Source organism: Bacillus sp. EB106-08-02-XG196 (assembly GCF_013396335.1).
Lineage (GTDB): Bacteria > Bacillota > Bacilli > Bacillales > Cytobacillaceae > Neobacillus.
In genome coordinates this window covers 1-25654 of record NZ_JABWSY010000008.1, presented here as the reverse complement: position 1 = coordinate 25654, position 25654 = coordinate 1, and the positions used below count along the sequence as shown (strand labels likewise).

The 25654-nt window shown below is 39.8% G+C and carries 21 protein-coding genes; 6 read left to right on the top strand and 15 right to left on the bottom strand.

The genetic code is table 11. The annotated features are described in order from the left end of the window. Positions 1–16 precede the first annotated feature (16 nt). Entirely contained in the window at positions 17–1099 is a 1083-nt protein-coding gene (locus MLOOGBEN_RS13610) for a GerAB/ArcD/ProY family transporter (protein ID WP_179158811.1), read from the top strand. 118 nt (positions 1100–1217) lie between these two features. On the opposite strand, the gene gnd is transcribed toward MLOOGBEN_RS13610, so the two are convergent. The 9 genes from gnd to MLOOGBEN_RS13565 form a co-directional block, all read right to left on the bottom strand. Next, positions 1218–2621 carry a decarboxylating NADP(+)-dependent phosphogluconate dehydrogenase gene (gene gnd / locus MLOOGBEN_RS13605; protein WP_179158810.1) on the bottom strand — a complete coding sequence of 468 codons (1404 nt, stop codon included), beginning with the start codon at positions 2619–2621 and terminating at the stop codon, positions 1218–1220. Positions 2622–2700: 79 nt separating this feature from the next. Beyond that, complete coding sequence (locus MLOOGBEN_RS13600) at positions 2701–4047, bottom strand: GntP family permease (protein ID WP_179158809.1); 1347 nt, start codon at positions 4045–4047, stop codon at positions 2701–2703. Between the two features lie 19 nt (positions 4048–4066). Then, the gene (gene gntK / locus MLOOGBEN_RS13595) at positions 4067–5611 is read right to left on the bottom strand and encodes a gluconokinase (RefSeq protein ID WP_179158808.1); all 1545 of its coding nucleotides are present in this window, start codon (positions 5609–5611) and stop codon (positions 4067–4069) included. Beyond that, the gene (locus tag MLOOGBEN_RS13590; RefSeq protein WP_179158807.1) at positions 5604–6341 is read right to left on the bottom strand and encodes a GntR family transcriptional regulator; all 738 of its coding nucleotides are present in this window, start codon (positions 6339–6341) and stop codon (positions 5604–5606) included. The genes gntK and MLOOGBEN_RS13590 overlap by 8 nt, the downstream gene beginning before the upstream one ends. A gap of 209 nt (positions 6342–6550) precedes the next feature. After that, positions 6551–8071 carry a glycine betaine uptake BCCT transporter gene (locus MLOOGBEN_RS13585; protein WP_179158806.1) on the bottom strand — a complete coding sequence of 507 codons (1521 nt, stop codon included), beginning with the start codon at positions 8069–8071 and terminating at the stop codon, positions 6551–6553. 66 nt (positions 8072–8137) lie between these two features. Beyond that, the gene (locus MLOOGBEN_RS13580) at positions 8138–8794 is read right to left on the bottom strand and encodes a hypothetical protein (protein WP_179158805.1); all 657 of its coding nucleotides are present in this window, start codon (positions 8792–8794) and stop codon (positions 8138–8140) included. A 23-nt stretch (positions 8795–8817) separates the two neighbouring features. After that, positions 8818–10401, bottom strand: coding sequence for an acetolactate synthase large subunit (locus MLOOGBEN_RS13575; RefSeq protein ID WP_179158804.1), 1584 nt, complete (start codon positions 10399–10401; stop codon positions 8818–8820). A gap of 140 nt (positions 10402–10541) precedes the next feature. After that, positions 10542–11405, bottom strand: coding sequence for an RNA polymerase sigma-70 factor (locus tag MLOOGBEN_RS13570; protein WP_179158803.1), 864 nt, complete (start codon positions 11403–11405; stop codon positions 10542–10544). Between the two features lie 4 nt (positions 11406–11409). Then, a complete protein-coding gene (locus tag MLOOGBEN_RS13565; protein WP_179158802.1) occupies positions 11410–12690 on the bottom strand; it encodes a phytoene desaturase family protein in 1281 nt (426 codons plus the stop codon). A gap of 138 nt (positions 12691–12828) precedes the next feature. Here MLOOGBEN_RS13565 and MLOOGBEN_RS13560 point away from each other — a divergent pair, with 138 nt between their 5' ends. Further along, positions 12829–13890, top strand: coding sequence for an undecaprenyldiphospho-muramoylpentapeptide beta-N-acetylglucosaminyltransferase (locus tag MLOOGBEN_RS13560; protein ID WP_179158801.1), 1062 nt, complete (start codon positions 12829–12831; stop codon positions 13888–13890). 88 nt (positions 13891–13978) lie between these two features. Here the strand turns inward: MLOOGBEN_RS13560 and MLOOGBEN_RS13555 are convergent, their stop codons facing one another. After that, the gene (locus tag MLOOGBEN_RS13555) at positions 13979–14518 is read right to left on the bottom strand and encodes a hypothetical protein (RefSeq protein ID WP_179158800.1); all 540 of its coding nucleotides are present in this window, start codon (positions 14516–14518) and stop codon (positions 13979–13981) included. A 163-nt stretch (positions 14519–14681) separates the two neighbouring features. Then, a complete protein-coding gene (locus MLOOGBEN_RS13550; RefSeq protein WP_179158799.1) occupies positions 14682–16121 on the bottom strand; it encodes a L,D-transpeptidase family protein in 1440 nt (479 codons plus the stop codon). A 347-nt stretch (positions 16122–16468) separates the two neighbouring features. Between MLOOGBEN_RS13550 and MLOOGBEN_RS13545 the strand changes: the two genes are divergently transcribed. Beyond that, positions 16469–18529 carry a beta-galactosidase GanA gene (locus MLOOGBEN_RS13545; protein ID WP_256989082.1) on the top strand — a complete coding sequence of 687 codons (2061 nt, stop codon included), beginning with the start codon at positions 16469–16471 and terminating at the stop codon, positions 18527–18529. Positions 18530–18623: 94 nt separating this feature from the next. Here MLOOGBEN_RS13545 and MLOOGBEN_RS13540 read toward each other — a convergent pair whose 3' ends face one another. Together MLOOGBEN_RS13540 and MLOOGBEN_RS13535 are read right to left on the bottom strand one after the other, a co-directional pair. Further along, the gene (locus MLOOGBEN_RS13540; protein WP_179158798.1) at positions 18624–19598 is read right to left on the bottom strand and encodes a bile acid:sodium symporter family protein; all 975 of its coding nucleotides are present in this window, start codon (positions 19596–19598) and stop codon (positions 18624–18626) included. A 4-nt stretch (positions 19599–19602) separates the two neighbouring features. Next, positions 19603–20994, bottom strand: a complete 1392-nt coding sequence (locus tag MLOOGBEN_RS13535) for an FAD-binding oxidoreductase (protein WP_179158797.1) — start codon at positions 20992–20994, stop codon at positions 19603–19605. Positions 20995–21192: 198 nt separating this feature from the next. On the opposite strand from MLOOGBEN_RS13535, the gene MLOOGBEN_RS13530 reads away from it, so the two are divergent. Then, positions 21193–21903: a FadR/GntR family transcriptional regulator gene (locus tag MLOOGBEN_RS13530; RefSeq protein ID WP_179158796.1), complete on the top strand. Its 711-nt coding sequence runs from the start codon at positions 21193–21195 to the stop codon at positions 21901–21903. Positions 21904–22010: 107 nt separating this feature from the next. Here MLOOGBEN_RS13530 and MLOOGBEN_RS13525 read toward each other — a convergent pair whose 3' ends face one another. Beyond that, complete coding sequence (locus tag MLOOGBEN_RS13525) at positions 22011–22790, bottom strand: LysM peptidoglycan-binding and 3D domain-containing protein (protein ID WP_179158795.1); 780 nt, start codon at positions 22788–22790, stop codon at positions 22011–22013. A gap of 462 nt (positions 22791–23252) precedes the next feature. Between MLOOGBEN_RS13525 and MLOOGBEN_RS13520 the strand changes: the two genes are divergently transcribed. Beyond that, the gene (locus MLOOGBEN_RS13520) at positions 23253–23795 is read left to right on the top strand and encodes a hypothetical protein (protein WP_256989081.1); all 543 of its coding nucleotides are present in this window, start codon (positions 23253–23255) and stop codon (positions 23793–23795) included. Positions 23796–23902: 107 nt separating this feature from the next. Then, positions 23903–24100 carry a hypothetical protein gene (locus tag MLOOGBEN_RS13515; RefSeq protein WP_179158793.1) on the top strand — a complete coding sequence of 66 codons (198 nt, stop codon included), beginning with the start codon at positions 23903–23905 and terminating at the stop codon, positions 24098–24100. Positions 24101–24303: 203 nt separating this feature from the next. Here MLOOGBEN_RS13515 and MLOOGBEN_RS13510 read toward each other — a convergent pair whose 3' ends face one another. Next, complete coding sequence (locus tag MLOOGBEN_RS13510; RefSeq protein WP_179158792.1) at positions 24304–25227, bottom strand: AEC family transporter; 924 nt, start codon at positions 25225–25227, stop codon at positions 24304–24306. Between the last annotated feature and the right edge of the window lie 427 nt (positions 25228–25654).

Sequence of the window (25654 nt, the reverse complement as noted above, 5' to 3'; positions counted from 1 at the left end):
ATAAGGATGATTACGGATGCAAGTAAAGGTTAAGGAAAATACAATGGTTTCACCCTATTTCATGTTTTTCCTCATTCATGCGACGCAAACTGGCATTGGAGTATTAAAATTTCAATCCGAAATTGCAAAAGGAGCAGGACAGGATGCGTGGGTTTCGATTTTGGCAGTGGGCTTAAGCTTACACATTATTTTCCTCATGATGATGCATATCATGAGAAATTCTAGCCGAGGCGATATCATATCCTTCCATACTGATTTACTTGGTAAATATGCAGGAGGCATTCTAAACATTTTGGTGGCCATTTATTTTTTAATGGTAGGACTAACAGCCATCCAGTCTTATATAGATATTCTCCAGATTTGGGTGTTCGATGGGATTGCTTCTTGGGAACTATCTCTCCTTATCTGTTTGTGTGTGTACTATATTGTTTCTGGCGGTTTTCGATTAATTGCGGGTATAGCGTTTTGGGGGGTTATCATCCCCACCTTTTTGACGCTATCTTTTATTTATTTATTTAGAAATGTAGATTATACCTACATCAAACCCTTCCTTACTCACGATTTCAAGGACTATCTGCTCTCAGCAAAAGAAAGTGGATTCATGTACTTGGGCTTAGAGACGATCTTAGTGTTTTTTCCTTTTATTAAAAACGGGATAAAGTCTAGTAAGTGGGGACATTACGGTTTGCTCTACACAACAATCTTATACCTAGTTATCACCGTATTAACTTTTGTATACTTCACACAAGGGAAACTTCAACACTTATCGTGGCCCACCTTGACCATGATTAAAAGTATCCAGCTGCCTTTTCTAGAACGATTTGAGTTTATTTTCATCTTTACATGGCTATTGGTTTTTATCCCAGTCGTTTGCACGTATTTGTGGTCATCCGTTCGAATCATCAAACTGACCTTTACAAAGCTAACACCAACATTTATTCTCTTTTTCCTGCTTGTTGGTTATTTCTTCATTACGAGTAACGCAGAGGATATCCTTTTTAAGCAAATGTTAGAAAAAGTTGTAAGTTACTCCGGTCTCACTTTTCTATATGGCTATATTCCTCTTTTATTTATGATTAGTTTCATCAAGTCCAAATGACCATGGGGACGGTTCTCCCGGTCACATTCTTTGCTCATCCTTACTTGGCAGGTGACTGAACACTGCCAAGTAAGGATGATTATGTGAAAAAGACCATCAGAACCGTCCCCATAGTTCCTTAGTTCCAGTTTGTGTGAAAGACTCCAGATAGATCGTTGCGTTCATAAGTATGTGCACCAAAATAGTCACGTTGTGCCTGTAAAAGGTTAGCATTCGAGATGCCTTTTCGATAACTATCAAAATAGGTAAGGGAAGCACTTAAACATGGGAACGAAATACCAGAATTGATCCCTTCACATACCACTTTTCGCAAGCCCATTTGGTAATCGATAACCTTTTCGGCAAAATAGGGAGAGATTAATAGATTAGCCAGATTTGGCTGTGCTTGATAAGCTTCACTTATGACGTTTAGGAATTCTGCACGAATTATACAGCCGCCGCGGAAAATCAGCGCAATATCCTTTAATGGTAATTCCCAGCCGAAAAGTTCGGAAGTCATTTTATATTGGGTAAATCCTTGTGCGTAGGCACAAACTTTCCCCATATATAAGGCCTGTCTAATGTAGTCAATCCACTCATTTTTATCCAATTGCGGCTGTTCGTACTTAGGGCCTGTTAGAATCGATTGGGCATGCACCCGTTCCTCTTTTAAAGCAGAGATGTATCTGGCAAATAATGACTCGGTAATAATCGATGCCGGGATGCCGTTATCGATAGCTTGGATACTGGTCCATTTACCAGTGCCTTTTTGGCCAGCTTTATCCAAAATCACATCAATGAGCGGTAAGCCTGTAACTTCATCCTTTTTTCGTAAAATTTCTGCCGTAATCTCGATTAAATAACTTTTCAGTTCTCCTTGATTCCAGGTTTCAAAGATGTCAGCAATTTCATGAACGGATAATTGTAACCTTTCTCTTAAAAACGTATAGGCTTCCGCAATTAATTGCATATCTGCATACTCGATTCCGTTATGTACCATTTTTACAAAGTGACCGGCACCTTTTGGACCCATATAGACACAGCAAGGGGTATTGTCCACTTGGGCTGCTATTTTTGTAAGAATAGGTGCTGCTTTTTCATAAACTTCTTTATCACCGCCGGGCATAATCGATGGTCCTGTTAATGCACCCACCTCACCGCCGGAAATTCCAATCCCTAAATATCCGATTCCTTTAGACTTTAACTCATCGTATCTACGTTCCGTATCTTCATAATGGGAATTACCGCCATCCATAATGACGTCGCCCTCTTCAAGATGTGGCATTAATGAGCCAATCACCGAATCAATCGCTTTGCCGGCTGTAACCATAACAAAGACTTTTCTCGGAGTCTCTAAAGACTGTACGAAATCTTGAATTTCGTAGTAAGATGTAATCGACTGTCCTTCAAGTTTTTCCACAAGTTGGTCCGTTAAATCTCTCGTGTAATTATATACAGCTACGTGTTCCCCTTTACTTGCCATGTTTAAAGCAATATTACTACCCATAACCCCTAAACCAATAACACCAATTGTATTCAACATCTATATCTACTCCTTTAATCTAAAGATGAATAGGCAGTAAAATCCCTTACAAAAAGAGGAGTTTTACTGCCCTGAACGCTTAAACAAATAAGCTTAATAATAGGATAAACACTAATCCAGCAACGGAAATAATCGTTTCAAGCAATGTCCATGTTGCGAATGTTTCTTTCATGCTTAAACCAAAATACTCTTTAAACATCCAGAAACCAGCATCGTTAACGTGTGAAGCGACTAAACTTCCGGCACCTGTTGCTAGTACAACTAAAGCAAGGTTAACATCCGTTTGTCCTAACATCGGAATAACTAAACCAGCTGTTGTCAAAGCCGCAACAGTGGCAGATCCTAATGCAATCCGTAAGATCGCAGCGATAATCCAAGCAAGCAGGATGGGGGATAATGAAGTTCCTTTGAATAATTCAGCAACATAGTCACCTACACCGCCAGTGATTAATACTTGTTTGAAGGCTCCGCCTCCACCAATAATTAAGAGCATCATTCCAATATGCAAGATTGCTTGTGTACAAGATTCCATAATATCTTTCATTGGAATCTTTCTTGCTAATCCCATTGAATAGATCGCAAATAATAAGGAAAGCAACATGGCAGTACCTGCATCACCAATAAAACGGATCGCTGCTAGTAAACCATTATCTTCAAAGCCAATTGTTTTTTGCGATAACGTAATAATCGTAGCAATTGACATCAAAATAACAGGAAGTAAAGCGGTAAATACACTGATTCCGAAACCAGGTGTGTCTTCAAGTTTAAACGTTTTTTGTTCACCTAAAGAGGCAATACTGCCGGTTTTTGTGAAAGATGCAGGTACTAATTTTTTTGCGATTTTTGTAAATACAGGGCCGGCTAAAATAACGGTTGGAACTGAAATAATGAAACCATAAAGTAAAACTTCACCAAGGTCTGCGCCAAATTCACCCGCAATAACCGTTGGTCCTGGGTGCGGCGGTAAGAAACCATGTGTCACGGATAATGCTGCTACCATTGGAATACCAAGGTATAAAATCGAAACTTTTAATTCTCTGGAAATCGCAAAGACGATTGGAATTAATAATACTAAGCCTACTTCGAAAAATAGTGCAACACCAATAATGAATGAGGCTGCTACGACTGCCCATTGAATATTTTTTTCACCAAATTTGTGAACAAGGGTCATCGCAATGCGCTGCGCACCGCCTGAATCTGCGATTAACTTACCCAGCATCGCGCCTAGTCCAAAGATTAGCGCTAAGTGACCAAGCGTTCCGCCTAATCCTGCTTCAATGGTTTTAACGACTTCCGCTAGTGGTATTCCAAGTGCTAATGCAACACCGAACGATACAATGATTAATGAAACAAACGTGTTTAATTTTAAACCCATGATTAATATAAGTAATGCTACAATTCCAATTGCTACAATAACTAATGGCATTTTGTAAATCCTCCAAGATTTAATCTAGTGTGTTTGTAAGCTTTCTTTGATAATTGGCTATCATTGTATAATCTTCTTCTAATACTCTTGATAAGTGAATAAAGATCGGCAGCAATTGCCTGTATTCTTTTGCGGCCGCTTCTTCAGGTGTATGTGTAAAGGTGCTGCCAATCATTTCAGAAACAACTTCAAAAGAATCGATTTTTCCAGTTGCATAGAGTCCTAAAATACAAGCCCCCAGGCATGAACTTTCATAGCTTTCAGGAACGACGACTTCTGATTCGAATATGTCGGACATCATTTGACGCCAAACCTCCGACCTTGCGAAGCCTCCCGTTGCTTGGATTCGGGTAACAGGAGTTTCCATGCATTCTGTTAATGCTAGAAAAACGGTGTATAAATTGTAAATGACACCTTCCAGGGCTGCTCGAATCATATGTTCTTTCTTATGTGACAAGGTTAAGCCGAAAAAGGATCCACGCACGTCTGGATTCCATAATGGCGCTCGTTCACCTGCAAGGTATGGATGGAATAACAATCCATCTGATCCTGGTCTTACGCGTTCGGCAATCTTGGTTAATACTTCGTAAGGATCAATTCCTAATCGTTTCGCCGTTTCAACTTCAGAAGAGGCAAATTCATCCCGAATCCAGCGAAGGACCATTCCGCCATTGTTTACCGGACCGCCTATTACCCAATGTTTTTCCGTTAAGGCATAGCAGAATATTCTACCCTTTTCATCTGTTTGCGGCTTGTCAATAATCGTTCGAATCGCACCGCTTGTCCCAATGGTGACGGCAATCTCACCTTTTCCAATCGCATTTACACCTAGATTGGAAAGGACTCCATCACTGGCCCCAATGACAAAAGGAGTTTGTGGGTCAATCCCAATTTGTTTGGCTAAGTCGTGATCACAGTTGCTGAATATCTTGGTCGTAGGCACGAGCTCAGATAATTGATCACGCGTTATACCGGCAATGTTTAATGCTTCTTCATCCCAATCTAAGTTTTTGAGATCCATCATACCCATGCATGATGCGAGAGAATGATCGACAACATATTGGTTGAAAAACTTTTTAAAAATAAATTCTTTTATTCCGATATATTTTTTTGTCTTACCAGCAATTTCAGGACGTTCATTCACTAACCATGCTATTTTGGTTAATGGTGACATTGGGTGAATCGGTGTTCCCGTTCGCTTGTAGATTTCATGCCCATTCAACTCATTTTTTATTTTATGAGCCCAAGCTTCACTTCGATTATCCGCCCAGGTGATACAAGGTGTCAGTGGCTGGTCGTTCTCACCCATCGCAATGACACTGTGCATGGCGCTGCTAAATGAAATGAAAGATGGCTTTTTATCAGAATGACGTTTCGTAATATGGGTAATCGCTTGCAAGACTGCCTGATAAATCTCATTTGGATCTTGTTCGGCTGTAGACATATCAGGTGTGTAAAGTGGATAACCATGATTCTCTACATGGATGACTTCGCCTTTTTCTGTAAATAATACAGCTTTGGTACTTGTTGTACCGATATCTACACCTAACATGTAATTAGTCATTTTTATGCACAGCTCCTTTAGCTAGCATTTGCTGTGACATCCATAGGTCATCTACTGTTCCTTGAACTTGAACATCATCAAAGTTTAGATGTAAAGATTCAAGCATGAGTGCTCGATCCTTAGATTCTATCGCTTCTATATAAATCTCATGATTTCTTATAACCCTTGTAAAGTCCTCAAACTCTTCTTTAATGCGCAAACGCATTGATAAAAGAATTAAGCATTCCATAACAGGCTTTAAGTTATCCCAAATCATCAGCATATGGGAATGGTTAATAGACCGAATAATCGTTTCGTGAAATAAGACATCCTGTAGGGCAAATTCGTCAGCATCACGATATTTTATCGCGACTTTCATCATTTCTAGTATTTTACTAAGCTCTCTTGCTAGTTGATTTGTTTCCATCTTTATAAGGCGTTCGAACACAAACGTTTCAATGAGCAGTCGGACATCATAAATCTCTTGTATTTCTTTTTCTGTTAAACCAACAACAACTGCACCCATTCTTTCCAATCGGATGAGATTTTCAGCTGCTAGGATTTTTAAAGATTCACGAATAGGCGATCTGCTCACAGCAAAATCCGCAGCTAGTTTATTTTCCGATAGAATGGAGCCGCTTTCAATCGTGCCAGAGATGATACGCATTCTAAGTTCACATGCTACGCGCTCACCAGCGGAAGCTTTTGAAAGGCTCTTTTCGGGATATAAAAATTCCTTTGAATCTATCATAAGTTCACCCTCTTTTTAATAATACAAGGATACTTGTATACAAGTATTATAATAGGATTTTCAAAATATGCAAGCGCTATTATTTGGTTTTGACAGATTCTCGTCATTTGATGCCGTGAGGACGGTTCTCTTGGACCTATTCTTTGGCAATCCTTACTTGGCAGGTGTCTGAACACTGCCAAGTAAGGATGAGCTGGTGAAAAAGACCATCAGAACCGTCCCCGCGGTTCCCTCGGTTTTTCCCCGACTTCACTTTTTAAACCTTTTAGTAATGAGAAGCACATGACGATCATGATGATGGCAAAAGGGAGGGCGGCTGCGATGGAGGCTGTTTGCAATACGTTCAATCCTCCAGCTAGTAGTAATACAGCAGCCAATGCTGATTGAATAACGCCCCATGTCATTTTTATTTTATTTGAAGGATTTAATGTGCCGCCTTCACTAAGCATCCCCAAGACAAAGGTGGCTGTATCGGCAACTGTTATATAATAAATGGCTACGACAGCAAACCCTAAAATACTTAACACCGAACTTAAGGGGAGATAATCAAAGAATGTAAAAATAGCCAATGACACGTTTTCGGTAATATTTTTTGCTAAATCATGGTTACCTGTTTTTTGAACGATATCAAGCGCGGCCCCGCCAAATATGGACATCCAGAGACATGTTCCAAGTGTGGGAACAATTAACACACCAATGACAAACTCTCTTACCGTTCTTCCCTTTGAAACGCGGGCAATAAACATCCCTACAAATGGCGCCCAGGCAATCCACCATGCCCAATAAAAAAGCGTCCAGGATGCAATCCATTCCCCTTCCCCAAAAGGTTTAAGCCTTAAACTCAAATGAATAAAATCACTAATATAAAGACCTGTAGTATTAAAGAAGACCTTAATAATCGTCACGGTAGGACCAACAATCAAAATCAGCAGCATGATCGCAAAAGATAAAATCATCGCCGCATTGGATAAGAATTGGATTCCTTTCTCCAAACCTGTATTGATGGAGATGATAAAAAGGACTGTCGCAACCGCAATCACGATTAGCTGGACGAATAACTCATTAGGAACACCGAAAATATCATGCATTCCCGCAGTAACCTGCATAGCACCCAGCCCTAAAGATGTGGCAATCCCAAAGACGGTTGCGAAAATAGACAGGACATCTATCGTTTTTCCTATCGGGCCATAGATTCTATCACCCAGAAACGGATGAAACGCCGAGCTAATGGCTGCAGGAAGCTTTTTGTTATATTGAAAAAAGGCAAGGGCAAGACCGATTACCGTGTAAATGGCCCATGGATCAAGTCCCCAATGGAAGAATGTATATTTCATGGCCGTATTGGCTGCGTCAAGCGTATATCCTTCCCCATAAGGAGGAGTCGTGTAGTGGGTAACCGGTTCAGCGACACTCCAATACACAATTCCAATCCCCATACCAGCACCGAACAACATAGCGAGCCATGATGCCGTACTAAAATCAGGCTTGTCTGTTTTTTTGCCCAGTCGAATATTGCCATATTTAGAGAACAGTAAATAGATGGAGAAGATGACAAAGAATAGGGCGGCACCAAGATATACCCATCCCAGATAATCAATCGACCCATTGTAAATTGTATCGGTGACCTTGGCGAGATTCTCTGTAAAAAAGACCCCCCAAACAATAAAGATGAGAGTGAGTAACAATGATAAAATAAAAACAATATTTTCATTCAGTTTTTTGCTGTCCATGTAAACCTCCTGCTAGGTGTAAGGAAAAATAAGAAACCTTCCCGTTTTAATCCATTCAAAGAGCATTCATTTATCAAGGAGATGATAGAGAAATTCCCACTTGGCACCCTTCATCAACTCTTCTTGCGGCAACTCCAAACCGTCTCCGAGGTATACCGTTTCACCTTTTAGAGCGACGACCATAGCCACAAATCCTTCATCATTTTTATAAATATCTCCAATAGCAGGGAAGGGTTCGTTGTTGGGGTTATAGGTGGACCCAACGTCTTGTAGGTTATCTGCATCTACACCTTCACTATTTTGATAATCAATCGAAGTGCTCCCACTAGCACGGCCCGGTACCATTAATAAATACTCGTTATGCTTAATTCCATGAGAATTACTTGTAACGACCCCTTGTTTATCAACGGTCTCAACAACATCGATTTCATTTAAAGAATACGTATCCAAGGAATCCGGCATCGGATTATGTATTAAAATATAATCTCCTACTTGAGCTTTGCGATCATGACTAAGCGTATAAGCTTTATGATTAAAAACAAAGCTGTCAAGCTCCTTCGGTTTGACCTTTTCTACACTCACCGATTTGGTTAATTGCTGCGTCAAATCCCTAAGCCTAATAAGATGAACAGATTCTTTATACATAGGTTTCACGCCATATACCCTATGCAATTCATTGTTGTAATAGACAAATTGTCCTTTTCTTACTTGATACAATTTCACAGATAGATCTCCCTTCCATGTTTTTAATTTTGCAAACAATCAATCAGTGTAAGTTCATTGGTTTGATTTAATGCATTCTTCAATACTTGCTCAAACTCATTCAATTGATTGGGTCTTGCTCCTTTTATTCCAAAGCTTGCAGCAAGCTGCACAAAGTCAGGGTTTCTAAAGTTTGTACCAAAGCCATGGCTGAATTTTTCCTGCATCATTTGTTCTTCTAGTTTTAACGCAGAATCATTTATGACGATGATGATCATTGATAGGCCTAATCGTTTCGCAGTCTCTAATTCGGAAATATTCATCAACGCCCCGCCATCCCCAGTAATACAAATAACGGGCGCATCCGGGCAAGCTAATTTGGCACCAATGGCACCAGGCAGGGCAATCCCCATTGAGGCTAATCCATTGGAGATAATGAGTCGGCCGGCTTGTTTTGGTTGATACGTACGGGCAATGGATATCTTGTGGGCACCTACATCTGAAATGACGATGGTCTCTTCTGGTGTAAGTTTTTCAATAACGGTTAAGATATTTTCTATCGATAAGGATTGATTAGTTAGATCTAAATTAAGTTGATAAGCTGTCTCAATCCGTTCTTTTAGCTTCCCAATTGGAACCCACAGCCTAGAGGGGATATCCAGTTTATTCAGTACCTGGAATGTCTCCTTTAAATCACCGGCCAACTCCGCGCTAACAGGGTAGTACTCGTCCATTTCGGCTGGCAGTGGATCGATATGTAAAATAGGACGCCTCTTTTTATTCCAGTCCTTCGGTAGTTTTTCAACCAAATCAAAACCAACGACAAGTAATAAATCAGCTTCCTCGATAATCGGTAATGCTTCATCGTCTTTGTTGAAACCGAATGTAAAATAATTCAGTGGATGGTTTTTAGGTATTACCCCTTTGGCCATAAAACTATGAATAACAGGTGATTGTAAGTTCTCAACAAATGTGAGCAGTTCTGCTGCTGCGTCTTGCCTTATAACCCCGTTTCCTAAAATGACAACTGGTTTTTGGCTCTGAGCTATTAGTGTACGAGCACCCTCGATTGCTTGTGAAACAGGTGTGCTTTTTGGAATAGGTGTTACAGGTAAGACTTGAGTTGGAATCATTTGAGGAGCTAGGTTCTCGGGTAATTCAATTAAAACTGCGCCTGGCTTTTCCATTTGTGCTACTCTAAATGCCTTACGGATGATGGTTGATATGGTTTGCGAATCCTTAATTTGAACACTCCACTTGGCAGCGGGTTCAAATATTTTCACGATATCTAAATATTGGTGGGATTCAAGATGCTGCCGTTCAAGACCGGCTTGTCCTGTGATGGCTACAACCGGGGAATGGTCAAGCGTTGCACTTGCTATTCCGGTCAAAAGATTGGCTGCCCCAGGTCCTAATGTCGCTAAGCAAACGCCGGCTTTTTTTGTTAATCTACCGTAAACATCCGCCATAAAAGCGGCTCCTTGTTCATGACGAACATCCACAAACTGAATCTGTTTCGATTTAGACAATGAATCCATCAGGTCAAGCGTTTCCTTCCCCATGATGCCGAAGATATACTCAACACCCTCATTTTCTAAGCACTGCACAAGTAAATCTGTTGCTTTCATAAGAACTCCCTTCAAACTGCGTTTTGCCTATTTTTCCCGTTAACTCACTAAAAAACCAAAAAAGTTTATGGGGACGGTTCTCTTGGTTCAAAAAGACCATCAGAACCGTCCCCACGGTCACCCCGGTTCTCCACCCACGGTTATCCTGGAAGTTTTTCTGGATTTAGGGTTATATATATTTCGGTGATTTTGCTATTTGTTATATAAAAACTAATGATGCTTTGAACGGAGCGATTGATGTGATTTACGATGGCAGGCTGACCATTTACATTTTTCACTTCAAAATAAAAGTCTTGTGGGACATTTTTTAAAATGCCGAATAAAAAGGCCAAAACGTTGGATGAGGATAGAATTGGACGAACAGCAGCCTTGACGATTCCGCCGCCATCAGAGTAGAGCGTGACGTTTTCAGAAAGAAGTTCTAATAAGGCATCCCTATTTTGAACTTGAAGCGCTTTTATAAAGTAATCAACCAATGATTTATTTTTTTCGTAATGCAGGCTTTCACCTTCGATACGGGAAATTTTTTGCTTAGCCCGGCTGAAAATTTTCCTGCAGTTTTCCTCTTTCTTTTCTATGATGTTTGCAATCTCCAAATATGAAAAGGTAAATGCCTCTCTTAATAGGAGGATTGCGCGTTCATCTGGTGCCAAATGTTCCATCATCCGTAAATATGCGATACTCAATCCTTCCTTTTGCAACACAACACCTGCAGGGTCGAAATCATCTGTTTTTTCGAGAAGTAATGGCACAGGATTCCAAGGTCCGATATATTGTTCTCGTCTGTGTCGAGCAGACTTTAATACATCAAGACAGCGGTTCGTCGCCATTTTGCATAGATAGGCTTTCTTATTATCTAGCGTCTGATCATCATTTATTTGGTAGGCTTTTAAAAAGGTTTCTTGGACAATATCTTCTGCTTCAACGATGGACCCTAACATTCGATAACAGATTGAAAACAACAATGGTTTAAATGTTTTATACTCCTCATTACTAATCTGCACAATCTCAACTCTTTTCTTTTTTTAGGATTTCTTCCGCTGCTTGTTTACCGCTGTTCACTGCTCCTTCTAACAAAATAGAATCACGAGATGCCCAATCTCCCGCCAGATATAATCCAGGAATTTCAGCTTTCAAACGGTGTAACATTTGCTCATCTCCAACTTGAGGCAGTCGCTGATTTACCTTAATTTGAGGAATAAAGCGACTGGTAATGAGATAATTTTGCCATCCAGGCTGTATCTTTCCTAAGAATTGTTCAAGCTCTTTTTTAACACTAGTTTCGTTTATTTGTTCTCCTGGTAAATAATATTTAAACACGTGAAGAACAGCGCTCTTGTTGTCACTCGAAAGTTGTGCATAATTTGAGTGTACAGAAAAATAGAGCGGTTCCGATAAGCCCAAGGCAAATAAGTTTTCTGGGTTCGGCAGATGAGTTAAAGCAACATCGAGAGTCGCTCCCTTTATAGGCAGCATGTTTGCCAAAAAGTCATTTTGCGAGTGGAGAGCTCTTTCGTCAAACATGTGATATAGTTCCGTGGGACCTGCAGTATATATCACATTTTTCGCAAAAATTTCCTTGTCATGGGTTAAAACTAATCTAAAATGGCCTTGTTCGATTATGTCAATTTGTTTAACGGATGTATGGTTTTGAACCTGGATACCAAGGATAACCGCTTTATTATGGAGTTGGTCGATGATCGTCTGCCACCCGTAATCTATATATAGTACACCGCCAAAGACAGCCTTCAAGTGCGATACGATGACTTTTGCACTTGCCTTTTCAGGAGCATGGCAATACGTTGCCAGTCTGCCGAGTGAATATAGTAAAGATTGAATTTTTTCTGAACAAGCTGTTAGCTGGACCCATTGATTGAAAGTCTGATGTTCTAACTTTCCGGTATCCGTTACCATCACTTTCAACAAAACCCTGGCCCATTCCATCCGTTCTTTCCAATTTAATAGTCTTGTGGTCAATAATCCTAAAGGAGAAAAAGGCGCTTGGTATTCCATATTGCTTTCAACTAAAATACCAGCTGTTTTAGGCGATCTTCCATTTAGTTGTATATCTAATTCTTCGAAAATGTACTTGGCTTTTCCCTTTTTATACAATGCATGTGGTCCTAAGTTGAAATACTGCTGTCGAATCAAATCAGTCCTGGCCCTTCCACCAACTTTTTTTCCTTTTTCTACAATTAATACGGATAAATTGCTTTTAGCTAAATAATTTGCGGCCACGTAACCAGCTAGTCCGCCGCCGACAATCACAACATCCCATTTTTTAGTCATAAATAATAACCTCCATTAGTATTTTCATTACTCATGACGAGGATGGGGGAATAAATGTGACAAAGTACAAATACAAATGTAGGAAAATTTCATTTAACGTATAATAAATATTAGAATTATGACTAATCAGGAGGAATTATGCCTAAGAGGAAAATTGTATTTACTGGTGGAGGTTCTGCAGGACATGTAACGCCCAATATTGCATTAATAAATGAGCTGGACAATTGGGATAAATATTATGTCGGTTCGAAAAAAGGAATTGAAAAAGAGTTAATCGAAAAAATCGGTATTCCTTACTTCGGTATAAATAGTGGGAAACTTAGAAGATATATAGATTTTGAAAATTTCGTGGATATATTTCGAGTTATAAAAGGATGTTTTGAAGCGAGAGGTGTTCTTAAAAAAATCAAGCCTGATTTAGTATTCTCGAAAGGCGGATTTGTTTCAGTTCCTGTCATCATAGCTGCAAAATCATTAGGAATACCCATTTTTATTCATGAAAGTGATATGACGCCAGGACTAGCAAATAAAATTTCGCAAAGATTTTCAACACGTATCTTTACTTCCTTCGAAGAGACCAAAAAATTTTTTCCAGCAAATAAGGCTATAGATATTGGTTCTCCCATTAGGAAAGAAATATTGAGTGGTTCAGCAATAAAAGGAAGAGATTTTCTTGGGTTTGATCACCATAGTCCCGTTTTAACGATTATGGGTGGAAGTTTAGGTGCGAAAAAAATAAATGAAGTAGTCCGGCAATCTTTAGATCAACTAAATGCTACTTACCAGGTTGTTCATTTGTGCGGGAAAAATAACCTAGACGACAGTTTATCCTCCCATCCAAGGTATAAACAATTTGAATATGTTCATGATGAACTATCGGATATCTTAGCGGCAACGGACATCGTTGTCACTAGAGGCGGTTCAAACGCCATATTTGAATTTCTAGCCTTAAATATACCAATGCTTATAATTCCATTAGGATTAAATCAAAGCAGGGGCGACCAAATTTTAAATGCAAAGGCCTTTCAAGATAAAGGGTACTCCTTAACATTGGAAGAAGAAAAACTTACTAATAAAACACTTATTGAAAATTTAAACACTGTTTATAAAAATAGATACGAATTCAAAAAAAATATGAAAGACTCACATAAAGGAAACGCATTACAAACACTTGTGGATGAAATTAATAAATTGTGCTAAGGGTGTGCTATGGGGACGGTACTTCTGGTCCCACTCTTTGGTAATACTTACTTGTCGGGTTTGTAGTGCTGCCTTGTAAAAAAGACCATTAGAACCGTCCCCATGGACCAAGCTTTATCCATAGCCAACAATACACAAGGGAAAATAAGTGAATAATGAGGACATTCCAAACTCTAAATTCGATTAGAAATGGCCCTAAGACAGGGAATTGGAAGAGGTAGAGTAAGAGGCATATCCCTATAGATAAAAATAAGCTGGAAAAGGATATTACTTTCCATACCTTGTTAAATAGGAGCAATCCGAACCCTATGCCGATGGCCATCGCACCTGTCGTAAATGGAAAAACAATAAGTTCTGAAGGTTGAATGAGCAGTAATAGAAAAATGGTAAGAAAATAGCTTAATAGTCCATACATGGGGTTGAGCAACATGCTAATGATGATGGGTGCAGCGGAAAAGGGGCTTATTAGCATTCCGATTCCTGGGATGACTCCTCCTGCACTCTGTAATAGAGCGGCGATTAAACTCATTAACGCGGAAAACACCAATTTAAAGGCAAAACTTCTCCGATATCTTCGTTTAGTCATGATGGGTAAGATGTTTTCCTTACTATCCTTATTCCAAAACATGGAGTATCCACCCTTTTTGTCCTAAGTAAAAATGGCGTATTTGTATAAAGGTATTCTCAAACCCAAGCTTGTAGAATGAATATTGTGGTTCCCGTTACCTAAGTAGATTTGTATTTTCGCAGAAAAAAATCAGGAAATCATTAGATTCCCTGATTTTGATATTCTAATAAACCACAACTGGATCGTAGACATTGAGATTATCATACACAGCTTTCATCACACTTGGAGAAACGTTGACACATCCACCAGATCCTTGTGTAAGATAGGCATTGCTGTTCCAGTTTGTTCTCCAGCCGGCGTCGTGAAATCCTTGTCCGCTGTTTGTAAAGGGAGCCCAATAATTGACTTCAACGGCATAATCGGCTTTGCCGACAGCGCTGCCCTTGAGTGTGTATGGTGTTCGTTTAAAGAGGATATACCATACTCCAGGTGAAGTATCTTCACCCGTACTATGCTTGCCGGTAACCACATTCGTGGTTAGGACCAATTGTCCATTCTTGTAAATCCAAATACGCTGTTCGGCAATGGATACTTCTGCATAGGTATCACCAATGCCATTGTTTGCTGTCGTTTCATAGCCATAGCCCTCATTGCTCCAGCCATTTCCGTGAATATTAGAAGCAGAAATAGACTTTTCTCCCTTTTCAAAGGCTGCTTGAACCAGAGCTGTTTCCTTGTCGACATCAAGTGCCCAGCCATAACCTTCTCCCTTAACCGATATATCGGAACCTGAATGGGTCTTAAAGGTGAAGTTCTTACCTAATGTCGATTGAGCGTCATTAATTTCAGCAATTTTACTTTTCAAATCGCTTGGGTCTATTGTGACGTTCATATCTTTTGTCACAGTGGCATTTTTAATCAAATCGCTGCCCTTTAAAGAATGTACTTTATCCTGGACCTTATAGTCCACCGTATGCTGGAGGAGTGCTTCCAGCTTTTTCTTTTCGTTAAGGATAGTGGTACTTTCCTCTGTTAGCGGCTGTAAAAGTGCAGGACTTAAATGGATTTCACTCGTAAACTTCTGACTTTGGAAGTCCTTCAGTAGGCCTTCGATATCATATTGATCTCCACTACTGCCTTTGGTAACCACAATTTCACCTTGTTCCAGCTTAACTTGAGCATCTGCAGGAGCTTTTAAATTCTGATTCATGGAGATGAGTTTTTGTTCCAGTTCCTCTTTCAAACTGACACTGCGATATGGGTCTTCTTTGCTTGGTGTTAATGAATACTCTTTAGACTCGAATATAGGAAAAAATGTCCACTGACTTTTCAGTAGTTTTTTAACTTCTGGCAGGTCATTTTCGGCAAATCCCGACTGAGTATCTTTTCCATCTATTATTTGTTGTTCTCCGACATAAACGACGTTACTTAAAACGGTGGTTTCTAATTTTTCAAGCGCCTCTTCTGCGGTCAGCCCACCGACGTCTATGCCATTAATCTTGGCCTTTGGATTAAAGTGAGTTGACTGGTAAAAGCTCATTGCTGCACATAGGAGTGCGATAACGATGATGATACCTGCTGTAATGAACTTCCAATTCTTAAACCTTTTAAATGAATTTCCTGTTTTCATTTCTACCCTTGATTCTTGTATAGCATTTTCCATGTAAATCCCCCCGCATACCTATAAAACCAGCATTTGAAGTCCATCAACGGTAAGTCGATGTTCATCAAAGCTTTTTAATCCTTTATAAAATACTACTCCTATTTTACTAGATTGAATAGTAAAATCTTTGTCGTTTTATGTAAATAAGTGGAAATTTTTTTATTTGGTTCATAAAAGTTTATTAAATTCATTGCAGACGAGAAAATTCTAAAAGAGATATGAAATTACACAAGAAGTTCCAGCTGTGTTCATTTTTCCTTTCCTTTGGACCGTAGGGGAAAGCTTTAACCTAGGTAACAGCGAGGGGGTAATGGTAAAATTAGAAATAAATGGATAAGGAGATTACTATGTCTAAACATGAAAAAACTTACGTAACGAAAGCTGACTTTATGCTTCATGGCGGAGATTATAATCCTGATCAGTGGTTAGACCGTCCAGACATATTGGCAGATGATATCAAATTAATGAAGCTTTCCCATACCAATACGTTTTCGGTTGGAATTTTTGCTTGGGCGGCACTTGAGCCTGAAGAGGGAGTCTACCACTTTGAATGGCTGGATAAAGTGATTGACTACATCTATCGTATCGATGGCCGAGTAATTTTAGCGACACCAAGCGCGGCTCGACCTGCTTGGATGTCACAAAAATACCCGGAGGTGCTTCGCGTGAATGGAGCTAGAGTGAAGCATCTGCATGGCGGTCGGCATAATCACTGTTTTACTTCACCTGTTTACCGTGAAAAGACGCAGAAGATTAACAGGCTGTTGGCAGAACGTTATGGGAATCATCCTGCTTTATTGATGTGGCATATTTCCAATGAGTATGGCGGCGAATGTCATTGTGATCTTTGCCAGGATGCCTTTAGAGGCTGGCTGAAAAAGAAATACAATCATGATTTGAAATCCTTGAATGATGCTTGGTGGGGTCCGTTCTGGAGCCATACGTTTACGGATTGGTCTCAAATTGAATCACCTTCTTCGATTGGAGAAAGCATGGTTCACGGTTTAAATCTGGATTGGCGCCGTTTTGTTACGGACCAAACGATTGATTTTTATAAAAATGAAATTGTTCCCATCCGAGAATTGACGCCAGAGATTCCGATTACGACAAACTTTATGGCAGACACGCATGAGTTAATCCCCTTTCAGGCGCTTGATTACAGCAAATTTGCGAAGCACCTCGATGTCATCAGCTGGGATGCGTATCCGGCCTGGCATAATGACTGGGAGAGCACAGCGGATTTAGCAATGCGAGTAGGATTTATTGATGATCTCTATCGTTGTTTAAAGCAGCAGCCATTTTTATTGATGGAATCAACTCCGAGCATGGTGAATTGGCATCCAGTCAATAAAGCAAAGCGACCAGGCATGCATAAGCTTGCCTCAATGCAAATGGTGGCACATGGCTCTGATAGCATCCTTTACTTCCAGTGGCGGAAGTCCCGCGGATCTTCGGAAAAATTTCATGGCGCGGTCGTTGATCATGATAATCGTTCTGAAAACCGCGTATTCCAAGAGGTTGCCGAAGTTGGTAAGACGCTTGAAAAATTAGCCGGTGTTGTCGGGACGAATCGTCCTAGTGACGTTGCGATTCTATATGATTGGGAAAGCAATTGGGCACTTAATGATGCACAAGGATATGGGTTAGAGACGAAACGTTATCCACAAACCTTGGTGGAGCATTACCGTGCATTCTGGGAACAGGATATTCCTGTGGATGTGATTACGAAGGAACAGGATTTCTCGGCCTATAAATTATTGATTATCCCCATGCTTTATTTAGTTAGTGAAGAGACGATTACTCGCTTAAAGAACTTTGTTGCCGGGGGTGGAACGCTAGTAACTACCTATATTAGCGGTATTGTCAATGAACATGATTTAACCTATTTGGGCGGATGGCATAAGGATCTGCAAGAGGTCTTTGGAATCAACCCTGTTGAAACAGATACGTACTATCCGAGTGATCGAAATGCGGTTAGTTATCGAAATAAATCTTATGAGTTAAAAGACTATGCGACGATTATTAAGGTGGGTACAGCTACAGTTGAAGCGAGTTATGAGGATGATTTCTATGCGGGGACTCCAGCGGTAACGAGCCATGCGTATCAAGGTGGAAAAGCCTACTATATTGGCGGCCGTTTAGAAGATCAATTCCAGCGGGATTTCTATCAAGAATTGATTAATGACTTATCACTGGAACCAGTATTTAAGGTGAAACACGAGAAAGGTGTATCCGTACAAGTTAGACAGGCAGTCGAAAGTGAATATATCTTCGTCATGAACTTCACCGAAGAAAAGCAGCCCATTTCCATTGAAACACAAGTTCATGATCTAATTACCGGCGATGAGGTTAGCGGAGAGCTTATATTGGAAAAATACGAAGTGAGAATTCTTGAGAAAAAGAAATAATTGGGTGCCTGTCACCGCTCGTGGACACTGTCCACCTCAGGCGGACAGTTGCTTGATTTTAGTCCGCTGGTGGGACAGGCATCTTAATTTATATTTACAGCTTCACTTCTACTGGACGGGGTACCACTTTGTCTTCATTGGTAACAGCAGGTTTCTTCGACCAATAAGTCGCAAGAATCGGCCCAGAAATGTTATGCCATGCAGCAGCCAGCACACTTGGGAGTGCTGCTATTGGCCCAAAGTGTGCGGTCGCAAGCGCAACGCCTAAACCAGAATTCTGCATGCCTACTTCAATCGAAATCGCTCTTCTATTAACTTCATTCTGGCCAAGTGCTTTTCCTGTGAAATAGCCGAACATTAGGCCAAATCCATTGTGAAGCATGACGGCCGTGAAAATCAGAAGGCCAGATGCTGCAATGCTTGCTGCATTGCCTGAAACGACAGCAGCCACAATCGTGATAATAGCCGCGACTGAAATAAGCGGTAAAACAGTTAAGCTTTTTTCCACTGCCACAGGGAAAAATTTCTTAATTGCCAGACCTAAAATAATCGGAACAATGATCACTTGGACAATGGACATAAACATCGCAACAGGATCAACCGGCATCCATTGACCTGCCAGCAAAAGGAGAAGCAATGGTGTCAGTATCGGTGCCAATAGAGTTGAAACGGAAGTCATGGCGATGGACAATGGGACATTGCCCTTTGCCAAATACACCATAACGTTAGAGGCTGTTCCCCCCGGAACACATCCAAGTAAAACCAGGCCTGCAGCCAATTCTGCTGGCAAATTCAAAAGCGTCGCTATGACAAAGGCCACAGATGGCATGATGATGAACTGCGCACAAACACCGATTATTACGGGCAATGGTTTGGTAAAGATGATTTTAAAATCGACCGCCTTTAAGGTAAGCCCCATTCCAAACATGACTACACCGAGCAGGATGGTGATGTACTTCCCCAGCCCTAAAAATGGATCTGGAACCATAAAGGCAATAACAGATATTAAGATAACCCACACTGCAAAATATTTTCCTGCAATCGTACTGACCGCTTCTAATACCTTCATACCATCACGCTCTTTCTTTTGTTTTCAAAATTTTATTTGGGTTAAAAAGATTGTCTGGATCTAAGGCCTGTTTGATTTTTTCCATAACCAGAAGGGCCTGTCCATGTTCTTTTTGCTGATATTTCTGCTTGCCAACACCTACTCCATGCTCACCCGTGCATGTTCCGCCTCGCTCAAGGGCATAAAGAACAATTTGTTCATTAAGATTTTCAGCCCTTACAATCTCTTCTGGGTTATTCATATCAATCATCAGTAGAACATGATAATTTCCATCTCCCACGTGCCCGAGGATTCCTCCAGGAAGTCCCAGCGAATCCAGCGCTTCCCTTGCGTGGCTTATAGCGCCAGAAAGTTCTGAAATCGGCAGACAGACATCCGTCACCATCATTTTTTTTCCAGGATGGCCGTGAATATAGGCATAAGCAAGATTATGTCTAGCCTCCCACAAACGATTTCTCGAAGCATTATCTGTCTCAAATTCAATATCGAGACTATGATGGTCTTCAACTATTTCTCTCGTGAACGCTACATCCTGTTTCAAGCCGGCCTCATTACCGTGAAATTCCAAAAATAGTGTTGGACTTTCGTTATAGCTTGTTTCGCTAAATAGGTTCACCTGCTTCATGGAAGGTTCATCAACTAGTTCCACCCTGGCAATCTGAACACCCGCCTGTAAAATGGAAACAACCGCTTCAACCGCATCATTCAATGTAGGAAAAGAGGCTCTTGCCGCCATTACATGCTCCGGAATTCCATATACTCTTAACGTCAGTTCCGTAAAGCAGCCAAGCGTCCCCTCGGAACCAACAAATAAACCATTCAGGTGGTAGCCTGATGAGGATTTAGCAGCTAAATTACCAGTATGTATGATCGAACCATCTGCGAGAACCACTTCCAGGTCACGCACCTGGTCACGCATGACCCCATATTTTACCGATGTTGTTCCACTGGCATTGGTTGCGGCCATTCCGCCAAGCGTAGCATCAGCCCCTGGATCCACAGAGAAAAATAGACCATATTTTTTCAATTCCTTGTTCAGCTGTGTGCGTGTCACACCAGGCTGTACCCTTACAAGGAAATCATTCTCCCGCACTTCCAGGATTTTATTCATGAGTGAAAAGTCAATTGTAATTCCATGCTCGTACGGTATGACATGCCCCTCGAGACTGGATCCCAGCCCAAAAGGGACTATTGGAACTTTATATGTGTTTGCCAGCTGCACAATTTCACTAACTTGCTGTGCTGTTTCTGGAAAAACAACAATATCAGGGAGATTCTCACTATGGTATGATTCATCCCTGCCATGCAATTCTCTTACTGTTATATTTTCTGTTACCTGCTGCTCAAAAAGAACCTCTTTTAAAGCATCTACGAGGCTCATACCAGCTGTTTCCATCCTATACTCCTTCTTTCCTTACTGAAAATTTGGTCAAACCAATGATATAATTGGTCCAACAAGTTAAGTTAATTATACAGAGTTATCAGAAGAATTCAATTATTTGTTTTATTATTTATTAAGTCTTGCTTAATGAATTTTATGTCTGTTACATTTAGGATAGTTTTACCAGTTCTATTTTGTAGGAGGTTAAGGTGAATGGCGGAGAAAAGAAAGACCTATCTAGTTATAGTAGATAAAATTACTGAATGCTATCTTGCAGGAAATCTTAATCCGGGAGAGCGGCTGCCTTCAGAAAGAGAACTGGCAAGCCAATTTAATGTCAGCCGGACAACCATAAGAGAAGCTCTAAGGGCTATGGAACTGAATGGGCTGATTGAAATCCGTCAAGGAGGCGGAAGCTATGTTATAGTTACTGACGTCCAATCAAGAAAAGAAGAAATCATCACAGCTGTCAAAACAGAAAATCCACTGGTCTATGAAATGCTGGAACTCAGGCGTGCACTAGAAGTAGAATCTGCATTCCTTGCAGCTAAGAGAGCCACATCAGCAGACTTGGAAAAGCTGCGTACAACTCTGAACAATATGGCGATGTCGAAACAGAATCCAGAGCTGTGGCTAAAAGCGGACTTTGACTTTCATATTGGAATTGCCGAAGCAACTCATAATTCGATATTCATTGAATTGATACATACCCTCAGAGGACATATGGAGAATACAATTAAGGCTACTCAGAATCATCGCTTTAAGGATTTGTCTCGTTACGCAGATACAATGGAAGAACATAAGGAAATATATCTCGCTATAGCTACTGGGAATGCGAATAGAGCGAAGGAATTGATGGAGAGGCATATTACGAATATTAGGGAAGAATTGGTGGAGTCGATGGTGTTCGATATAGGGAATTGAAGATTTCGTTGTCCCACTGAAGAATAATGGCTCAACACGTTTTATTTTTTTGTGAAAAACACTACAATCCCTAATAGAATAGGTTTTGTAGTGTTTTTTTAAAATAATTAGTTTAATATTGTCACCTTTACTTGTTGTCTTCCAAAATTGATTGCTTCTTGTTTAGATGGAATAAAGATGTCAATTTTATTTCCTTTAATGGCTCCGCCCGTATCTCCGGCGATTGCTTCGCCATAGCCTTCTACATAAACTTTACTGCCGAGCGGTATAACAGATGGGTCAACGGAGATGACCTTTTGATTTGGGTTTGCTATCAGGTCAATTCCAGTTGCCGTAATACCAGAGCAGCCTTCACATGAAGCTGTATAGGCTGTAGCTTCTACGATAATCTCCTTTGAACTAGGTGCTGCGGCTTCCACTGTAGGTGCGCTTTCCGCTGGAGCTGGTGCTTCCACTACAGGTGCACTTTCAGCCGGTGTTTCTACTGCTGGCTGTACTGGTTTATCTGATAGAGAAATAGTGTTATTTCTTAATCCTTCAAAGATTACTAGATTTAATCCTGGATGGATGAGATCGCTATACAGTTGGTTCCATTCTTTAATTTGTGAAACGGTTACCTGATGATCAATACCAATCTCCCATAATGTGTCGCCTTGTTTGACGGTATAACGTTTCTCGGGGGCGACGGTTAGTACATCCCCAGGATGAATGAGGTCTGTGGTGAGATTATTTAACCTTTGGATATTTTCTACTGATAGATTATTTGCGCGTGATAGAGCCCAAAGGGTGTCCCCTTTTTGTACTGTGATTGAAGCCGCTTGCACATTAGCACTTACAGTTACTGAGAGTACAGCAACTGCTAAAATAGATATGATTTTCTTAAGCATTCTTTTACCCTCCATGTTCTTTGGTTGCTAATTTTTATTAATCGTAACATAGAATTTTCTGAGAAAAAGAACAGGGAGGTGTTAATTCGTTTACTTACGTGGCATTCATATTGCAATAATATTTCTGAAAAATAAAGGAATAATCAGGTATGGATCCTGCGCAAATAGATAGGATAGTAGGAACTTATCCCTATTTATCTATTGAAATAGGTTCGTTAATACATGTAACTAGTGGCAGTGAATTTCCATTTATTTTCTAAAATACCATTTATAAGGAAAAGTGCAGCTGTATAAAATCATTACTGTAAGAAAACTTTTATGACAACCATATTAAAAGAGAGGAGGTATATTATGATAAAAAGTAAATTTGCCCTCATTAGTTCAGTTATTATTTTAGGTATATGTATGTATTTATATTTCCCGTTTCCTAATAATGTAATGGTAGAAGCACTTTCAACATTCATGTCGTTTCCAATTCGCAATAAAGATGGCTATATTTTACTTGGTATATTTGGGTCAGTATTGTTTATTATCGCCATGATATTACTTGTCATTGGTATGAAGAAATATCACTTTCGAACAATATTAATAGTTTTAATAGTATATGCACATTTACCAAATCTTCTAATTACGATGTACCAAGAAACGTTAGCGAGTGGCATTACAGCTATTTCATACGATGGCAATGGCAAGTGCAATTTTGGGTCTGTAAGCAAAGACTTATTGAATGGGGAATGCAATCTTGTATTACATAATCGAAGTAATGAGGCTGTGTCATTTGAGTTAGAATTTATAGATTCTTTACTCATGGAAGACGAAGTACGAATGGAGTCACTTATGAATTTAGCTGGTCCGTATAGGATTACAATAGAAGCTAATCGTAAAAAGTCTATTCATTTGAAGGAATTACTCGAATTATCAGATGTTCCAAAACATATTGAAGGAGGAACATCATCTGAAATTCATTTTAAGTTAATTGACGAGGAGATTACACGCACTTTATAGTAGTGTTTCGCCGTTTTTGGCGGCTGTTTACCAATAATTGTGTTTTATATTGTATAATAAAATTAACATTATTCGAATTTTAAAACAGTTTGACGAGGGGGTATTTTATGTCAATCTTCGCTTACTTATTCTGGGGGTTTTTATTAGCACTTATACTGTTGGGCGTATTATTCGATAAACTATTTCCAAACAGAGTCAACTTTAAAGATTCAGAACAAGACAAATCCACTAATCAACAATTAAACGAAAATGCTTCTTTGAACAATAAGAGTACAAATGAAATAGGTGGATCTTTTTTACCCTGATTATTTGGAACTAAAAAATCCCTCAACGATTAATCGAATTAAGATATAAACTGATTAAGAATGAGTTTTTTAAAAGACGAATATACAAACATAGTAAAAGGTATGGCTGTTTAATAGCCATACCTTTTATACTGTGGTTGCGGAAAAATAAGTGAATTTTGTTACTCCAACAATATGAAGATCGAAAGATATCTTCCTGGATTCTACTTAACTAAAACAATCAGTATCGGTAATACGAAAAAGGACAATAGGGTAGTCCAAAGAATCGTTTTTGTTAACACTTTTGGTGACGCATCAAATTTTTCTGCTAGAATGCCGGCGTTGATCGCAACAGGCATACAGGATAATACTAATAGAGTGGAAAACATGATTCCTTCAATATCTAATAGATTTAGACACAATAAAGCAATGAGTGGGGCAATCAATAATCTCATGCCCATGCCTGACCAAAAGGTGATTCGTGTATTTCTGGTGATACTTTCTGTTTTCACATTGGCCATTTGTGCTCCTAAAACAGCTAGAACAATGGGAGGATAGGCTTCTGCAATCATGGAAACTCCGGTGGTGAGACCGCCTGGCAGGGTTAAATCAAATGTGCGCAACACCATAGCAAGCAATACCGCATAAATAGCCGGCAGGGCAAACATCGATTTAACAGCATTTTTAATTGTAAAATGAGAGCGTGCTGCAAAGAAGATTCCTAATGTATGCATCATGACCATCTGCATCACAATGTAAACGGATGCCTTTTCGAGCCCCAGCTGACCGAAAGCAAGCAAGGTGAGCGGGATTCCGTAGTTAACTGCATTGGTGAAAGAGGAAATCAAGGTTAACCCAGCTATATCATTGGCAGGAAGTTTGAGTAATTTGCCTAAAATATTTGCCGCAAACGCGAGTAAAATCAGATTTAACAGGGAAAAGGCTAGAGTCAAATAAACATCCTCACGCGACAGGCGCGCTTCCATTAATGTATCAAAAATCAAAAACGGAGTTATGTAATATAACGCAAAGTTTAATAGTGGCTTGATTTCCAGCTTCCCAAATCTACTAAGCGAGGCTCCTGCAATGACAGGTATAGAGAGTGGTAGAATCACATCAAAAAGCGTGGCAAAGATTTCAGCTAACATAAAAGACCTCCTCTCTAATTATTAAGTTATCATTTTCTTTGAAGCCTTTTTAGGGGCAATACCGAAAGATGTTTCTTCGTCTCTTCATTATAGTGTTTAATTACGTTGATCCATAAGGTATTGCTTAAAGTGAACAGATTCATTTCTTAAGAAAGGTTTTGAAAAAAAGTTATTTCGAAAAAAGTAAAACTTTCTCTTGCATAAGTGAATTGAAGGTGATACTATAAGGGAGTTGCTTTTAACGACAGCTTATTCTAGTTAAAAGTGAGAGAAAAAAAGTTAAATTATTATATTGAAATAATAATAGAGATGTGATATGATAGTATCACTGTCGCTTAAGACATGCTAGGTTGCTCTTTGAAAACTAAACAAACAAGAACGTCAACAAACAATTTTTTAGCTTTTTATAAAAGCTAAGCCAACGTAA

Coding starts and splice junctions, on each gene's coding strand:
- MLOOGBEN_RS13610 (WP_179158811.1), top strand. CDS start 17: ATGCAAGTAAAGGTTAAGGAAAATACAATGGTTTCACCCTATTTCATG.
- gnd (WP_179158810.1), bottom strand. CDS start 2,621: ATGTTGAATACAATTGGTGTTATTGGTTTAGGGGTTATGGGTAGTAAT.
- MLOOGBEN_RS13600 (WP_179158809.1), bottom strand. CDS start 4,047: ATGCCATTAGTTATTGTAGCAATTGGAATTGTAGCATTACTTATATTA.
- gntK (WP_179158808.1), bottom strand. CDS start 5,611: ATGACTAATTACATGTTAGGTGTAGATATCGGTACAACAAGTACCAAA.
- MLOOGBEN_RS13590 (WP_179158807.1), bottom strand. CDS start 6,341: ATGATAGATTCAAAGGAATTTTTATATCCCGAAAAGAGCCTTTCAAAA.
- MLOOGBEN_RS13585 (WP_179158806.1), bottom strand. CDS start 8,071: ATGGACAGCAAAAAACTGAATGAAAATATTGTTTTTATTTTATCATTG.
- MLOOGBEN_RS13575 (WP_179158804.1), bottom strand. CDS start 10,401: ATGAAAGCAACAGATTTACTTGTGCAGTGCTTAGAAAATGAGGGTGTT.
- MLOOGBEN_RS13565 (WP_179158802.1), bottom strand. CDS start 12,690: ATGACTAAAAAATGGGATGTTGTGATTGTCGGCGGCGGACTAGCTGGT.
- MLOOGBEN_RS13560 (WP_179158801.1), top strand. CDS start 12,829: ATGCCTAAGAGGAAAATTGTATTTACTGGTGGAGGTTCTGCAGGACAT.
- MLOOGBEN_RS13555 (WP_179158800.1), bottom strand. CDS start 14,518: ATGTTTTGGAATAAGGATAGTAAGGAAAACATCTTACCCATCATGACT.
- MLOOGBEN_RS13550 (WP_179158799.1), bottom strand. CDS start 16,121: ATGGAAAATGCTATACAAGAATCAAGGGTAGAAATGAAAACAGGAAAT.
- MLOOGBEN_RS13545 (WP_256989082.1), top strand. CDS start 16,469: ATGTCTAAACATGAAAAAACTTACGTAACGAAAGCTGACTTTATGCTT.
- MLOOGBEN_RS13540 (WP_179158798.1), bottom strand. CDS start 19,598: ATGAAGGTATTAGAAGCGGTCAGTACGATTGCAGGAAAATATTTTGCA.
- MLOOGBEN_RS13535 (WP_179158797.1), bottom strand. CDS start 20,994: ATGGAAACAGCTGGTATGAGCCTCGTAGATGCTTTAAAAGAGGTTCTT.
- MLOOGBEN_RS13530 (WP_179158796.1), top strand. CDS start 21,193: ATGGCGGAGAAAAGAAAGACCTATCTAGTTATAGTAGATAAAATTACT.
- MLOOGBEN_RS13525 (WP_179158795.1), bottom strand. CDS start 22,790: ATGCTTAAGAAAATCATATCTATTTTAGCAGTTGCTGTACTCTCAGTA.
- MLOOGBEN_RS13520 (WP_256989081.1), top strand. CDS start 23,253: ATGTCGTTTCCAATTCGCAATAAAGATGGCTATATTTTACTTGGTATA.
- MLOOGBEN_RS13515 (WP_179158793.1), top strand. CDS start 23,903: ATGTCAATCTTCGCTTACTTATTCTGGGGGTTTTTATTAGCACTTATA.
- MLOOGBEN_RS13510 (WP_179158792.1), bottom strand. CDS start 25,227: ATGTTAGCTGAAATCTTTGCCACGCTTTTTGATGTGATTCTACCACTC.